The organism is Pseudomonas sp. VI4.1, from assembly GCF_002029345.1.
GTDB lineage: Bacteria > Pseudomonadota > Gammaproteobacteria > Pseudomonadales > Pseudomonadaceae > Aquipseudomonas.
In genome coordinates, this window is record NZ_MULM01000167.1 from 57,060 (window position 1) to 71,321 (window position 14,262).

The 14,262-nt window shown below is 60.9% G+C and carries 10 protein-coding genes; 2 read left to right on the top strand and 8 right to left on the bottom strand.

Annotation, left to right across the window (positions count from 1 at the left end):
• Position 1: 1 nt before the first annotated feature.
• From BZ163_RS20945 to BZ163_RS20965, 5 genes are all read right to left on the bottom strand, one after another.
• On the bottom strand, positions 2 to 1,213 hold the full coding sequence (locus BZ163_RS20945) for a thiolase family protein (protein ID WP_128872427.1): 1,212 nt from the start codon (positions 1,211 to 1,213) through the stop codon (positions 2 to 4).
• A 92-nt stretch (positions 1,214 to 1,305) separates the two neighbouring features.
• Positions 1,306 to 2,940, bottom strand: coding sequence for a DUF1302 domain-containing protein (locus tag BZ163_RS20950; protein WP_128872449.1), 1,635 nt, complete (start codon positions 2,938 to 2,940; stop codon positions 1,306 to 1,308).
• A gap of 100 nt (positions 2,941 to 3,040) precedes the next feature.
• Positions 3,041 to 4,126, bottom strand: a complete 1,086-nt coding sequence (locus tag BZ163_RS20955) for an MBL fold metallo-hydrolase (protein ID WP_128872428.1) — start codon at positions 4,124 to 4,126, stop codon at positions 3,041 to 3,043.
• On the bottom strand, positions 4,119 to 5,972 hold the full coding sequence (locus BZ163_RS20960) for a long-chain-acyl-CoA synthetase (RefSeq protein ID WP_128872429.1): 1,854 nt from the start codon (positions 5,970 to 5,972) through the stop codon (positions 4,119 to 4,121). Before BZ163_RS20960 ends, BZ163_RS20955 begins: the two co-directional genes overlap by 8 nt.
• Complete coding sequence (locus BZ163_RS20965) at positions 5,969 to 7,054, bottom strand: alkene reductase (protein WP_128872430.1); 1,086 nt, start codon at positions 7,052 to 7,054, stop codon at positions 5,969 to 5,971. The genes BZ163_RS20960 and BZ163_RS20965 overlap by 4 nt, the downstream gene beginning before the upstream one ends.
• A gap of 287 nt (positions 7,055 to 7,341) precedes the next feature.
• On the opposite strand from BZ163_RS20965, the gene BZ163_RS20970 reads away from it, so the two are divergent.
• Positions 7,342 to 8,667, top strand: a complete 1,326-nt coding sequence (locus tag BZ163_RS20970) for an MFS transporter (protein WP_128872431.1) — start codon at positions 7,342 to 7,344, stop codon at positions 8,665 to 8,667.
• Positions 8,668 to 8,736: 69 nt separating this feature from the next.
• Positions 8,737 to 9,171, top strand: a complete 435-nt coding sequence (locus BZ163_RS20975) for a nuclear transport factor 2 family protein (RefSeq protein ID WP_128872432.1) — start codon at positions 8,737 to 8,739, stop codon at positions 9,169 to 9,171.
• Positions 9,172 to 9,381: 210 nt separating this feature from the next.
• Here the strand turns inward: BZ163_RS20975 and BZ163_RS20980 are convergent, their stop codons facing one another.
• The 3 genes from BZ163_RS20980 to BZ163_RS20995 form a co-directional block, all read right to left on the bottom strand.
• Positions 9,382 to 10,965, bottom strand: a complete 1,584-nt coding sequence (locus BZ163_RS20980) for a hypothetical protein (RefSeq protein WP_168187390.1) — start codon at positions 10,963 to 10,965, stop codon at positions 9,382 to 9,384.
• Positions 10,966 to 11,087: 122 nt separating this feature from the next.
• Positions 11,088 to 12,569 carry an MBL fold metallo-hydrolase gene (locus BZ163_RS20990; RefSeq protein WP_128872435.1) on the bottom strand — a complete coding sequence of 494 codons (1,482 nt, stop codon included), beginning with the start codon at positions 12,567 to 12,569 and terminating at the stop codon, positions 11,088 to 11,090.
• A gap of 308 nt (positions 12,570 to 12,877) precedes the next feature.
• Positions 12,878 to 14,260, bottom strand: a complete 1,383-nt coding sequence (locus BZ163_RS20995; RefSeq protein WP_178110488.1) for a DUF1329 domain-containing protein — start codon at positions 14,258 to 14,260, stop codon at positions 12,878 to 12,880.
• Positions 14,261 to 14,262 lie beyond the last annotated feature (2 nt).

The following is a 14,262-nucleotide window of genomic DNA, read 5'->3' on the forward strand; positions in this document are numbered from 1 at the left end:
CTTATGCTCCCTGAAGTATCAATGCGCCCTGCTCGCTCATCACGCCGCCGGTGCCGGAGACGTAGACGCTGTCACAGCGCCCCAGTTGGCGCTCACCGGCAGTGCCGGCGATCTGCGTCACCGCCTCGATCACCTGGCTCATGCCACCGGCCGAGGCCGACTGGCCGAAACTGAGCTGCCCGCCATGGGTGTTCATCGGAAAATCGCCACGCCAGGTCAGGTCGTGTTCGCGCACGAACGCCATGCCCTCGCCCTTGCCACAGAAACCGGCATCTTCCAGGGTCAGCAAGGTGGTGATGGTGTAGCAGTCGTAGATCTGCGCCGCATCGACGTCCTTGGGCTTGAGCCCGGCCATGGCAAAGGCGCGCTGGGAAGCCGGACCAATCGGCGTGTTCAGCATGTCTTCGGCATAGGACGGCGACTTGAACGCCAGGTGTTCGCCAAACCCGGTAATGAAGGCCGGACGCTTGCGGGACCGTGCCGCCACTTCCTTGTTGGTAATGATCATCGCGGCGCCACCGGCCACCGGCATGACGATTTCCAGGATGTGCAACGGGTCGGCGACCATTTTGCTGGCCAGGACCTGTTCGATGGTCAACGGCTGGCCGTAGAACATCGCCTGCGGATTGGCCAGGGCGTTGGTGCGCTGGTCGACGGCGATCTTGGCCATCGCCCGCTGGTCGTAGTCGTACTGTGCGGCATAACGCTGGGCGATCATCGCGTAGCCGGTGTTCTGGCCCATGTGCCCGTAAGGCAGGTCGAACTCGGCTTCGGGCGCGCCAAATGCCGTGCTGTGTCCACCGAAACGCATGGACCGGGCCATCCAGCCGGCATCCTCGTCGGGGCCCAAGGGCGCCATGCGTGCCGGAATGACGCACAGCACGGCCTGGCACAGCCCCAGTTCGATGGCCGCGGCGGCGCGCCAGACCATGCCCACCGACGTGCAGCCGCCCAGGTCGACCACTTCGGCGAAGTTCAGGCGCAGGCCCAGGTACTCGGCGTCATTCGCCGGCACGAACACCGAGGCTTCATGAAAATGCGGGCCGTTGATTACCAGCCCATCGAGGTCCGAAGCCTTGAGCCCGGCATCGCGCAAGGCCTGGGCCGCCAGGTCGGCGACTTGCTCAAGGTGAAACATCTTGGGCGCGGTCGCGTATTTTTCCGGTTTGTATTGTGCGGTGCCAACAATGGCCGCATGCCCTTTGAGCCCCATAGTGCCTCCATGCCGAAGCGTTACGCTGCGGCGATTTCCAGGTGTAATTGAACGTCCGGGCACGTCAGGCGACCCGGACCTTGCGAAGTCGATCAGAAGGTGTATTTCGCCGAGAACGTGGCGTAGTCGCGGTCGGCGAACGGACGGTTGACCGGGTCCGCTTCGCCCAGGTAGCTGATGTACTTCAAGCCGAGTTCAAGATTGCCCAGGTACTTGAAGGTGGTGCCGGCGCTCAGGCGTCGGTCGCCTCGCACCCCGGAGATGCTGCCGGACATGGGGGTAGAGCCGCTGAACACGTTGGAGAAACTGAAGGGCACTTCCAGATCCCAGCCTTGGAAAACCCCCGGATAACTGAACGATGCGCCCACGGTGTAGGCACTGGACGACTTGGTGCGGAAACCGCTGCCGGTGTTGTAGGTATAGTCATCGGAAGGTGCCACTAGAGGTGCCAGGGAAGGCAACAGGTTCACGCCTTGCAGGTTGGGCGCCGCCGAAGTGGATTCAACGCTGTCGACCTGCACACGGATGATTTCGGCAGTCAGGGTGGTCTGGCTGGCCCAGGGGCGGTTCCCCAGGATCCGGAGCGCCGACAGCTGCATTTGCTGGCCCTTGCCCTTGGACGGCACCGCGCCAAGGCCGGTATTGACCATCACTGGCGCACCGTCGCGGTACGACCATTCGGCGCCGACCTGGGTGTCGCCGATCTTGGTCGAGGCGGCGATGCCGGTCAGCTTGATGTCTTCAAAGTACTTGATCCGGTAACCATTGCTGACGAAGGCGTTGAGGCCACCGCCCACCGGCAGCGGGTCGTAGCCGACCAGAGCGGTGGCCGGGTTTTTGTCGTGGTAGTTGACGTGGAACAATGACAACTCGATGGCCGGTACCGGGCGGTAGCGCACCTGCACGCCCCACTGGCCGCTATCGCGCGGTTCGTCGGTGCCGCGGTAAGCGATCTTCTGGCCGTTGGCGTAGATGAACTCGCGACCGGGGCCAACCACGTCACTGCTCGACAGGTAGCTACCCACCGGCGGCAGTTCGGTGCCCTTCCATTCGTATTGCACGTATGCACCGAACGTCAGCTGGGGGTTCAGTCGGAACGAGCCGGAGAACTGGCCCACCGGCAAGAGTATTTCCTTGACCTCGACACCCGGCTGGGACGCTTTTACCGCGTCAGACGGGTTTTGTACGCCATTCACACCCGGGTAGAACAAACTTTCGCCCCAGGATTCGATATGCCGCCCGGCCTTGACGTCCAGCATGGTGTCGTTGTCAAAGCGCCAGCCGCTGAACACATAGGCATCCAGCAGTTTGCTACGCCCGCCGCTGTAGTAACGGGTATCACTGGTGAACTCGTCATTGCTGCCGGTTTTGTTCACGGTGGCGGGCGAGTCGTTATCGTTCCCGCTGTGGTAGACGTCGTCGTAGAAGGTACTGCCGCGCACCACGGCGCCATAGTTGTCCTTGCGCAGGATTATTTCGCCCAGCGCGCCCACACGGTTGGTGGTCAGGCTGCCACTGTCGAAGTTGCGGTTGGCATCGTCGGCGTTGACCGTCAGCAAGCGATCGCTCTGGCTGCCGGTGCGCACACCGATGCCATAGCTGGTGGTCACCGACCAGTCCATGGTCAAACCGTTGTCGAATTCGATCGTATCGCCGGCCCATACCGGCGTGGTCACCAGCGCAATCGCCGCCGCCAGGCTGCTGACCTGAAATGCGCTCGAAACCATGACCTTAGCGTTATTTTTGTTGTTGTTGATCACACTGATTCTCCTCAAGGGCAACCGGTTGGCTGCCTGGAATGTTCAACACTGCTGTCGTGCCATCCGCTCAAAACACGTTGAGCGGTGTAACCGGGCACGCTCCCCTTACAGCACGCCGGTAGCGAAAACACCCCCGGTCCTCTTCCCGCGCAAGCGACCCTTCGGCCACCAGATAGTTGGCATGGGCCAACGTTTCGCCCAGCGCCATCAGTTCGTCGAAACGACCCGACAACCTGGGAAACAACACGGCCATCAGTTCGAGCACGGTGCGCGGCTCGTCACAGTTGGCCAGCATCTGCGCCAGATGCCCGCGGTGATGGGCGTCCAGCTGATCCAGGCGTTCATGCAAATTGAAAAACGGCCGCTCGTGCGCCGGCAGCACCAGCACGCTGTCCGGCACGCTGCGCAAATGCTCGATGGAATCGAGCCAGTCGCCCAGCGGGTTGGCCAACGGCTCCGTGGCATGTACGCCGACGGTGGAGGTGATGCGTGGCAACACCTGGTCGCCGGAGATCAGCAAGCCGTCATCGGCGGCATACAGACAGGCATGCTCCGGCGAGTGACCGCGGCCGATGACCACCTGCCAGGTGCGGCCACCGATATTCAGGAGGCTGCCCTCGCGCAAACGGCGGTAATGGTTCAGCGGCGCAGGCAGAAAATGGGCATTGCTCATCACCGCGAACATCTCGGTGCTTTGCTCGTCAGCCACGCCGGCCTTGCGGTAGAAGTCGAGGAAGTCCCAGCCCGGTGGTTGACCGGCGGGAAACTTGAGGTGCAGCGCCTGGAACTCGCTGGCGGTCATGTACACCGGGCATTGAAAGCGCTCCGAAAGCCAGGCGGCCACCCCGGCGTGGTCGGAGTGAAAGTGGGTGCAGACCACTGCCAGCACCGGCAGGCCAGCACACACTTCCTTCAGCACCCGGTCCCAGACTTCGCGGGTCTGCTCGGTGTTCATGCCGGTGTCTACCACCACCCAACCGTCGGTGTGACGCAGCAGGTAGAGGTTGATGTGGTCCAGGCGAAACGGCAGCGGCATACGCAACCACCAGACGCCTGGCGCCACTTCGCGCACCTGCCCGGAATCAGGCGCCTGAGGCCATGGATACCGCAGGCCGCCGCGCAGTTCGTGACCGTTGTCGTCGAGATCAGCCATGGTCGGCCACCGCGAAAGGCGTCAGGCCGGCCCGCGTCAGGGCCTCTACCGAATAGGGCACATAGGTGCGGGCTTGCTCGTCGCGAATGAACAGCGGATCGTTGCAACGGGTCGGGCAGTAGCCCTGGCGCTGCAGATCGACCTTGCGCAGCTTGAAGCTGGCCGTCAGGTCCGCCGACTGGGTGACTCGCACGAACAGCGGGGCTGCATAGCGCGGCAAGCGCGTTTCGGTCAGGCGGTACAGGGCGTCCGGATCGAACGCCTGGCCCTCCTGCATCAGCACTGCGGCCATGCCGGCGCGGCCTTCATGGCCAGGCACCTGGACGCCATAGACGTTGATCAGCTCCAGGCCCGACAGATCGCTCAGGGCGTCCGCCACTTCCAGGGTCGACACGTTCTCGCTCTTCCAGCGATAGGTATCGCCGATGCGGTCGACGAAGTAGCAGTAACCGTCGGCGTCCTCGCGCAGCAAGTCGCCGGAGCTCCAGTAGGCATCGCCCTCGCGAAACACATTGCGGCGAATCTTGCTTTCGGTAGCCTCGCTTGAGGTGTAGCCCTCGAAACGTCCGCCACCGATCTCCGGGTGATCGACGATAAAGCCCATGGCCTCGCCAATCTCACCCACTTTGCAAACTTGATAGAAACCGTTTTCGTCCCGTGGATGGCAGTCGTTTTCGATGTCGTAACGCACCAGCCGCAGGTTGGTTTTGCTCCAGTCGGGTACCCGGCCGCAGGAACCGAAATAGTTGTCGACGTTGATCACCGTGGTATTGGCCTCGGTGGCGCCCCAACCCTCGAACACCTGGATCGGACCGAAGCGCTCCAGCCAGCGCTGCCAGGAGTCCGGCGACAGACCGGCACCGAGCATGCAACGCAGACTGTGCTCGCGCTCACCCGTTTGCACCGGCTGATTGAGCAGGTAGCGGCAGATCTCACCGATATACTGGAAGATGCTGATCTGATGACGCGCGACGTCCTTCCAGAACTCTCGCACGCTGAACTTGCGGCGCACCACAATGGCAGCACCCACCCGCAGCGCGGTGGAGGTCACCGACGTGGCAGCAGCACCGTGGTACAGCGGCAGACAGCAATAGAACACATCCTCGCAAGTGGCTTGCAGAGTGGTTTCCATCACATCGCCCGAGGACATCCAGCGCATGTGGCTGTAGCGCGCCGCCTTGGGCAAGCCCGTAGTGCCCGAGGTGAAGATCAGCAGGGTCGGGGCTTGCGCTTCGATGTGCGCGCGGATATCGCGGGGAAACGGCGTGCACGGGGCTTTCTCCAGGCGCGCATCGAAATGCCCGTCGACGCTCTTGGGCAGCGGTCCGGTCCAGGGATTTTCCGGGTCGCGTATCAGCCAGCACGGCAGGTCCGGAAACCCTTCGGTGGCCTGCACATTGGCCAGGCATTCTTCGCCTGTCACCAACGCCTTGGCTTCGGTGGTTTGCAACGCATGCAGCAGCGCGCGACCGCTGACCTGAGTGTTGATGAATGCCACCACCACCCCGAGCTTGACCAGGCCGAACCAGGTGCAGAAAAACGCCGGGCGGTTCTCCATGGCCAGGGCGCAGACATCGCCGGCGCGCAGACCATTGGCATAGAACGTGTGAGCCATCTGATTGGCCCGCGCATCGACCTCGAAGTAGCTCAGGGTCTGCTCGCCATAGATCAGAAACGTGCGCTCGCCCTGCTCAGCCACCCGTTGCTCCAGACGGTCAGCCAAGGTGTAGAGGTCTTTCGGCTTGATCTGCCCGGCGGCGATCGAACGCTGATCGAGCAGCGCCTGTGTCTGCTCCCGTGGTACCGGGTGGGCCGGCAGGACGTTGGGCAAGTCGTTCAGGTTCATTGCGCCACCTCCTGGGCATCGGCTTGATAGGCGGGGTAATCCGAGTAACCAGCCGAGCCCGGCGTATAAAGCGTCTTGCGGTCGAAGCGAGTCAGCGGCAGGCCTCGCTTCAAGCGCTCCACCAGATCGGGGTTGGCAATAAAGTGACGAGCGAACGACACGGCAGCCCCCTCGCCCGACGCGAGAGCGGCACTGGCCGAAGGACCGTCGAAACCATCGTTGAGAATCAACGCATGAGGGCTGTGTTGACGCGCCAGGGCGAAGGCGTTGAGGTCTGCCAGTGGCGAGCGCATGATGTGCAGGTAAGCCAGGCCCAACGGCGCCACGGCCTCACACAAGGCGGCCGCGGTGGCAGCCGGATCCTGGTCGTCGATGTCGTTGTAGGGATTACCGGGGCACAGGCGAAAGCCGACGCGTCCAGCGCCAATCGCGATGGCCATGGCCTCGATCACTTCCTTGGCAAAACGCACCCGCCCGGTCACATCGCCGCCGTAGGCATCGTTGCGTTGATTGCTGCCGGAGGCCATGAATTGCATTGGCAGGTAACCGCTGGTGCAGTGCAGCTCGACACCGTCGAAGCCTGCCAGGCGCGCATTCAATGCGGCCTGGCGATAGTCTTCGATGGTCTCGTCAATACCCTGCAGGGTCAGCGCCTGTGGCTCGTCGGTATCGACCAGGCCCGCGGCGTCACTGAACACCTGGGTCCGCGCACGCAGCGCCGACGGGGCCACCGTCGCGGCGCCTGCCGGTTTGTTGTGCTGGGTGGCGGCGCGGCCGACGTGCATCAGTTGCAGGACGATGCATCCGCCCTCGGCATGCACGGCCTCGGTGACCCGTTGCCAGCCGGCGATCTGCTCGCTGCTGTAGATCGCCGGGGTGCGGCAATAGCCCAGGCCGCTGGCGGACGGCGCGGTGCCCTCGGCCACGATCAACCCGGCACTGGCACGCTGACGGTAGTACTCGACCATCTCGCTACCGGGTACTGCATCGGCAAGGGCGCGGCTGCGGGTCATGGGCGCCATGACAATGCGGTTGGCCAGTTGCAGCTCGCCCAGGGTGACCGGCTCGAACAAGACGCTCATTTCAATTCCTCAGCTTTTTTTGTTTTCAGGCTGTCGGATCGCTTGCCGCAGCTTGGGCAAGCACTGACACGCCAGCGAATATGGGCTGAATGATTGACGTTGGACGCGAGCGAAACATCGTCCGACAAGACTAGGTTCGCTATCGACAAGGCGATCCCGATACCGCATCGTTTGTACGCACGTAGGAGACCAGCCGGGGACGACAAAGATGGTCTGAACGGACGATGAAAAAAAACCGTGACGAGCCGAACATCGCGGCAACTAGAACAAAACCGGGAGCACCCGCAGTGAACCAATCCCCCGTGACATGGCGAACGCATTACGCGCTGTTCGTGCTCGCCAGCATCTATGTGTTCAACTACATCGACCGCCAGTTGATGGCGATCCTGATCGAGCCGGTGAAGCTCGAATTCGGCATTTCCGATACCGGCATCGGCTTGCTGTCGGGGGTGACCTTCGCCGTGTTCTACACCGTGTTCGGCTTCCCGCTGGGGCGCCTGTCGGACCGCATCGGGCGCAAGCCAGTGATTGCCTTCAGCTGCATCGCCTGGAGCCTGATGACCATGCTCTGCGGCATGGCCGGCAACTTTTTGACCCTGGTGCTGGCGCGAGTCGGCGTGGCGGTTGGCGAGGCCGGCGGCACGGCGCCGTCGGTGGCCATGGTCTCGGATTTGTACCCGGCGAACCGCCGTTCCACTGCCCTGTCGGTGCTGATGCTCGGTTCCAGCCTGGGGGCGATAGTTGGCCTGGGCCTGGGCGGCTGGATTGCCCAGCACCACGGCTGGCGCTACGCCTTCTTGCTGATAGGCGCACCCGGCATCTTCCTTGGCCTGCTACTGCTGCTGACCGTGCGGACGCCCAAGCGCGCAGTGCCGCTGGCCAACGTCGCGGCGCCACAGGATGGCTGGCTCAAGACTCTGGTCGAGCTGTTTCGCATGCCCTCGTTCCTGTGCCTGGTACTCACCGGCGGTTCGGCGGCGATTGCCGGCTACGCCATCGGCACCTGGAGCCCGAGCTTCCTGATCCGTTCCCACGGCCTCAACCTGCAAGAGGCCGGATTTCTGGTGGGCGTAGTGGGCGGCATCGGGTCGACTATCGGCACCCTGGTATGCGGCATGCTCACCGACCGCATGGCGCGGCGTGATGTCGGCTGGCAAATCGGTGTGCCGTTGCTGGGTACGCTGATCAGCATTCCCTTCGCCCTGGCGTACTTCCTCTGGCCCCAGGGCACGGCGTTCCATATCGGCAGCATCGCCGTGCCGCAAGCGTTCCTGTTCTACAGCGCCTTCGGCTTCTTCGGGGTGTGGTGGGCAACGCCGTGCCTGAGCGCCATTACCCACCTGTTCCCGTCCACGCGACTGGCCCAGGCCACGGCGATTTTCGTCATGTCCATGACCCTGCTGGGTGTCGGTGTCGGGCCGCTGTTCGTAGGCATGCTCAGTGACTTCTTCGTGCCGACCCTGGGCAGTGAATCCCTGCGCTATGCCCTGGCTTCGTCGGTGTCAATGTTGGTGCTGGCCAGCGTATTCCTGACCCTGGCGCTGCCGCGTTACCGCCAACACATGAAGAGCCCCGCCCCGCAGTCCTCACCGAACCAGGCCGTGACTGCCTGACCCTCCTCCCCATACCACCGCGCCGCTGGAAACCTGTCAGGTTCCAGCGGCTTTTTTATGAGGATCACCATGAGTACCAGCGCCGTACAGATCAGCAACCTGCTCTACCGTTACGCCGAATGCCTGGACAGCGGCCAACTGGTCGAGGCCGCCGAGCTGTTTCGTCATGCCCGCATCAAGGTGCAAAGCCAGGGCGACTTCCTTGATCACACCGCCCTGCTGGGCATCTGGCAACGACGAATCAAGCTCTACCCCTGCGGCACGCCCCGCACCCGACACGTCATCAGCAACCCCATCATCGACATCGACGAAGCCGCAGGAACCGCGACGGTTCGCTCCTGCTACACCGTGCTTCAGGCCACCGACACCCTGCCCCTGCAACCCATCGCCGCCGGGCGTTACCTCGACGAGTTCGAGCATGCCGACGGGGTGTGGCGGTTCAGCTTTCGTGATTATTCGCAGCTGGAAATGATGGGGGACCTGACGGGGCATTTGTTGATGTAGGCGCAAAGGTATCGCCTGGAGCGTGATGCTCAGGAAGGCAGGGCCCAGACGCTGGCCCGATTGTTCCAGACTCCGTCCTTCGTATGGCGGGTGCTCACTGGCAGTACAGATTCAACGATTGTTCTTTGCAGGAGAGGGCCAGGTTGGCCCACTCCCATTGAGTCACAATAAATAAATCGTTTTGAAATCAGCTCGTCCGAACTGTCAGGCCTAACGCTGCGCTGACTTGAGTTGGCTGCGCACCTGGACCAGGCCGCGGGTGGTCCCGACATAGAGCGATCCGTCAGGGCCGATCGACATCGAGGCCCAGTTATTGTCAAAGACCTTGCCTCGTCCTGTAGGGATCTTGATGACCTGTTTGCCCGTACGGAAATCGAGGCCGACGACCGACCAGTCCTGGGTGCCTTGGGGGCCTTGGTCAAAACTGTAGTAATAGGCGATGCCGTTACTTGCGGACAGCTTGGCAACCGACGAAGGCGCCTTGAGCGGCGATGTCCAGACCGTGTCGCAGCCGCTTTCGTCTGCACGGATGTCGACCCTGACCACGCCACCGGTAATCGCGTCCCAATCCTTTTGCGTATGAGCGCTTTTGTATCCCGAATTGTTTTCGAGCAGGATCGAATGCCCCCAACCGATCATCGAGTTGTCGGTGGCGCTGTTGCCGGCGGTGAACACGGGAACCCGGCAGATTTCGCGCTGCTCACCGGGTTTCAGATCACCACGGCGTAATACGACGATGTTGATGCGCGGATTGGCGTTGTCGGCGAAAGTGATGTAGCGCTCACCGAGCAGCGTCGGGGTGGTCCCGCTACCCTGGTTGATCGTGCCGACCTTGCGCTCGTCACCCCGGTCATAGGTGTGCCGCCACAGTTGCCGCGGCATACCGTCCTGGTCTGCGGCAAAGGCATATTGCGCATGGTCGGAGAGTACATAGACGGCGCGGCCATCCATCGCGACGGCGTTCTGGATTTCTTCGTCCGGCAGGCGCAGTTGCTGGACCTGCCCAGTCTCGGGGTTGAGCGTCCCCACGCGACCAAAGCGCGTGAGCCACCAGTAATGCCCCTTGGTGTCGGGCATGACGGTGGTGATCATGTCGCAGGCGCCGGACGGGAACCAGTTGTCGTAGTTCTGGCAGTCGTGTGGGACATGAGGTCGCATGTCCCATTCCTTCTCGACGACGAAGCGCCACTGGCCACCTTCCTCATGCAGGGCAATGCGCTGGATCATCTGACGGCTGTCGCCGAGAACAATACGATCCTGATTATCGAGGAACAGGTAGGCGCCGCCCGAGGAGTCATTCATCATCAGGCTCATGTCGCGATGGATCAGCGCCTGGAATGAACTTGGGCGCAGAGGCAAATCGTAATAAGCCAGGGCCTTGAGCGTGGTCGGATCAATCAGGACGATGCGAAAGCCGGTGAGCCCGCCGCACATCGAGATGATCTTGCCGTCGCTGCGGTACACATATGTCGCGCACTGGCGCGGCAGCCAATTACCTCCCTGTCGCGTACGGACTTCGAGGGCCGTACCCATCGGCCCACTGGCTGGATGGGTATCTGACTGAAAGCCGTCGCCATGCATCGTGCCTTGCCCGAGCGGCGCAAGATAAGGGTGAGCTTCTACCGCACCCGGAACCGACGCTGGCTTGAAGCTGTTATCCCATTGGATGGCAGCGGAGGATTGGCCCTCGATAGGGACTGCCTCCATTCGCTCGCGGCTGGCGATTGGCAAGAGTGCAAAGGGCAATGCAAGGATGGCCGCCGCAGCCGAGGTTATGATCCAGCGTTTTTTCATTATTATTTTCGCTCACGTAACAATTGGAGGGGCTGCCAAAAAGAGCCAGCATCGGCTGGCAATTCTGTCAGGTGGTTTTTGGCCAGCCCTACGTGGTGTATCAGTGTTTAAACCGAAGTGTGTTAGTGGGAGGCGGTGTCAAGGCTTGGTTGTTTATCCAGATGCTTAAGGCGTTGTTTAAGGTTGAGCATGTGTTCCAGATAAACAGTCAACTCTTGAGTGGGGATGCCGGGTGCAATGCGTTTGGAGTATGCATCCAGGGACACCTGCAGGACGTCTTTATTGTCCGGGGCCGCAAAGTAAGCCATGTCTGCGAGCTTGCACGCCAAGGCCGGATTAGTCTCCTGCAGTGCTCGAATGCGTGTGGTCACCTTATCGATCCCGCCGCTCAGTTCGACCATTTCACTGCCAAAGGCCGATAGTGGAGCTGGGGCCCAATCCGAAGGCACGCCATTCCACCAGCCGCCGTCTTCTTTCAAGACCATTTTTGCAACGTCTTGAAAACGGTTGTAGGTTTCCGCCATGTCCGTGCGCCCTTGCAGCTTTTCAGGCAGCTTGACGGAAGCCACGATTTCATCGGGACGTTTATCTGCATTCAGTCCGTCGGCCACTTGGGTGACAGCCGAATCCAACATGTCGGCAGCGGCCAGTAACTTGTCTTGAGCTTCAGCGGCAGAGATCATTGCCGCGCCGTGCATCGGTAATACCCATTCCGGCCTGGCGGCGGCCATATCGCGTAATGCCTGTGCCCACTCGGCCACATGGCGCTGACGGCGCTTGCCATTGCCGGCATTGAGCAGGAAGGGTTGCCAATAGTCGGCGCTGACCACCACTTTGCGTGAAGGCACGCTCACCCATAGTTGATCGGCAGACTCCCCGCGGGCCTGGGTCAAAATGAAGTCTTCACCGCCAATGCTCAGGGTTTTGGTTCCGTGGAATGTTTCAGTGGGCAGGATGGTGTCTTCCATGCGCCGTGGAACATCCCGCGGGTCCTGGTTGTTAAGGCGGACGATGGAAAAATTGACCAGTTTGGTGTCAATCGCCAATTCGGAAAGATAAGTGTCAGTGGAAATGATGCGCGGCTTTTCCCCGGCCGCGAGTAGCGCCCAGGCACCAAACGCATGGTCGGCATGGTGATGGGTAATAATAATGGTGTTAACGGGTTTATTGCTGATCTTGCGCAGTGCTTCAACCAGGGCCGGGCCAGCCGGTGCATAACCGGTATCGACCAGAACCAGCCCCTCGGTTGTTTCGAACACCGCGACATTGACAAAGGGAAAACGCAATAACCAGGTCCCCTTGCCCTGTTGCTCAATAGTCAGCATCGAGCGCGCATCGTCGATCGCGGCCTGGTTGGTTCTACTGTACATATGATTGGCAATAGCCGCGGACACAGGGCCGCCAAACCCGGCATTTGGATTGGATCGCAGGGTGTTCAATACGTTGGGATATTGCTTCATGAGTTCGGTGCGCAACTCAAACCGTTCAACGGCTTTAGGATCTGGCGTTGCGGCGGACGTCGGCACTTGAGTCGCGGCGTTCAGCCCCCCCACGACAAAAGTCAGTCCCATTGAAAGTAGTGCTTTTTTATAATTGTTATGCATGTTTATAAATAACCTTTGGTTGGTGAAGGCAATCAAAAACGGCTGGAGCTCATGGCTTGCAGATACAGACGTTGCACTGGCGATATGACAGTGGGTTTGGGCTTTAATATAGTCAGTTGAGGGTGGTCAGCATCGTCTATTGGGACTAAGTGTTTTGCGCGCAAAGTTTCATCGCCCGCCAGGATCTGACGCATGGCAAAAGCCACCTGGACCGTTCTTGTTTCTGTATTTCCAGGAATTACGTGAACAAAAAAGGCCTCGCCGTTATCCGGCGAGGCCTTTACTTGTAGCGGGGTGTTGCTAAGGCATTAGCGCCCTATCGCACGTGCCGCATCCGCGGTGTACTGGTCCTTGGTGAACTTGCCTTCGTTGAGGATCGGGCCCTTCTTCGACTCGTTGGTCATGCCGTAGCCTGTGTACTGGCCGGAGTTCAGGTCCATGAAGAACTGAGAACCGGCCTGCCAGCTGCTCATGTCAGGGTGGTAGTAGTAGTTGACCATGGCGTGTTTCCACAGCTGCCCACGGGCATCGTAGTTGTCGGCCATGACCGAATGCCAGGTGTCTTCGTCAATGAACAACACCCGCTTGCCATAGACATGGCGATAGCCTTCCTTCAAGTCGGCCTCCAGCACCCACACGCGACGCAACTCATAACGCATAAAGTCAGGGTTGGGATGGTTGGGCGTCAGGATGTCGGCGTATTTGACGGTCGCAGCGTTGGGTTTGAACGCGTTGGCCGGGATGTAGATCTCGCGCTTGCCGATCAGTTTCCAGTCGTAGCGCTCTGGTGAACCGTTGAACAAGCGGTCTTCGTCAATGGTCATGGTGCCGTTGGTGCCGATCATCGGCTGATCGAAACCGTAACCCGGCAGTTGCCGTACGCGTCGGGTCGACGGGCTGTAGCTCCAGGCCTGACGCCCCTCGGTGGCGAAGTTGTAGGGTTCATGGGAAATGCTGATGGTGCCGTTGTCGCGGGCCGGTTTGAGGGTCATGTTGTTGCTCATGGCCGAAATCTTGTCTTCGGTCCTGACGTCTTCGGTCGGTGAGTTGCCAATTCCCATGTTACGTGCGTAGGCACGCCCCCAGCCAATACTGCCGTTGGGCAGGACCGAGGCCAGGTCGGTGGTTTTTTCCTCGGTGTAGGCACGTGCCGGCACTAGCTGATTCCACAACACTTCCATGCCGTTTTTGGGGATTGGGAACGGCAACTGGCCTATCCCGGTGAAACCTCCACCGTCGTTCACCAGCTTGGCATGCTGGGCATTATCCACCGCGCGGCGGCAGACATAATCGGGGTAGCGGAAATCCCGGTGGCCGGGATAGATGTTCATCTTGTAGGTGGTTGGATATTTCTTCAGCAGGGCCTTCTGCCCTTCGGTCAGGTGCGACTCATACTGGCTCATGTTCTGCGCGGTAATCACCAGGGTTGGCTTTTCGGCAGCGTAAGGGTCAACCGGGTGGTCGCCAGAGAACTTCACATGATTCCAGCCTGGCACTTCACCCAGATATTTGCCGGTGTACGGCGGAATGGTGCCCTCGGCGTTGCCGGCTTGCTCGGCGCCGACACAGGTCAGCTCCTTGCCCAGTTTGGCGGCTTCCTGAGGTGACACCGCGGCGTGCGCAGCACCCATCAGCCCGCTATTGGCTGTGACTGCGACCGCGAGCATGAGACCTGTTCTTGTTATTTTCATGT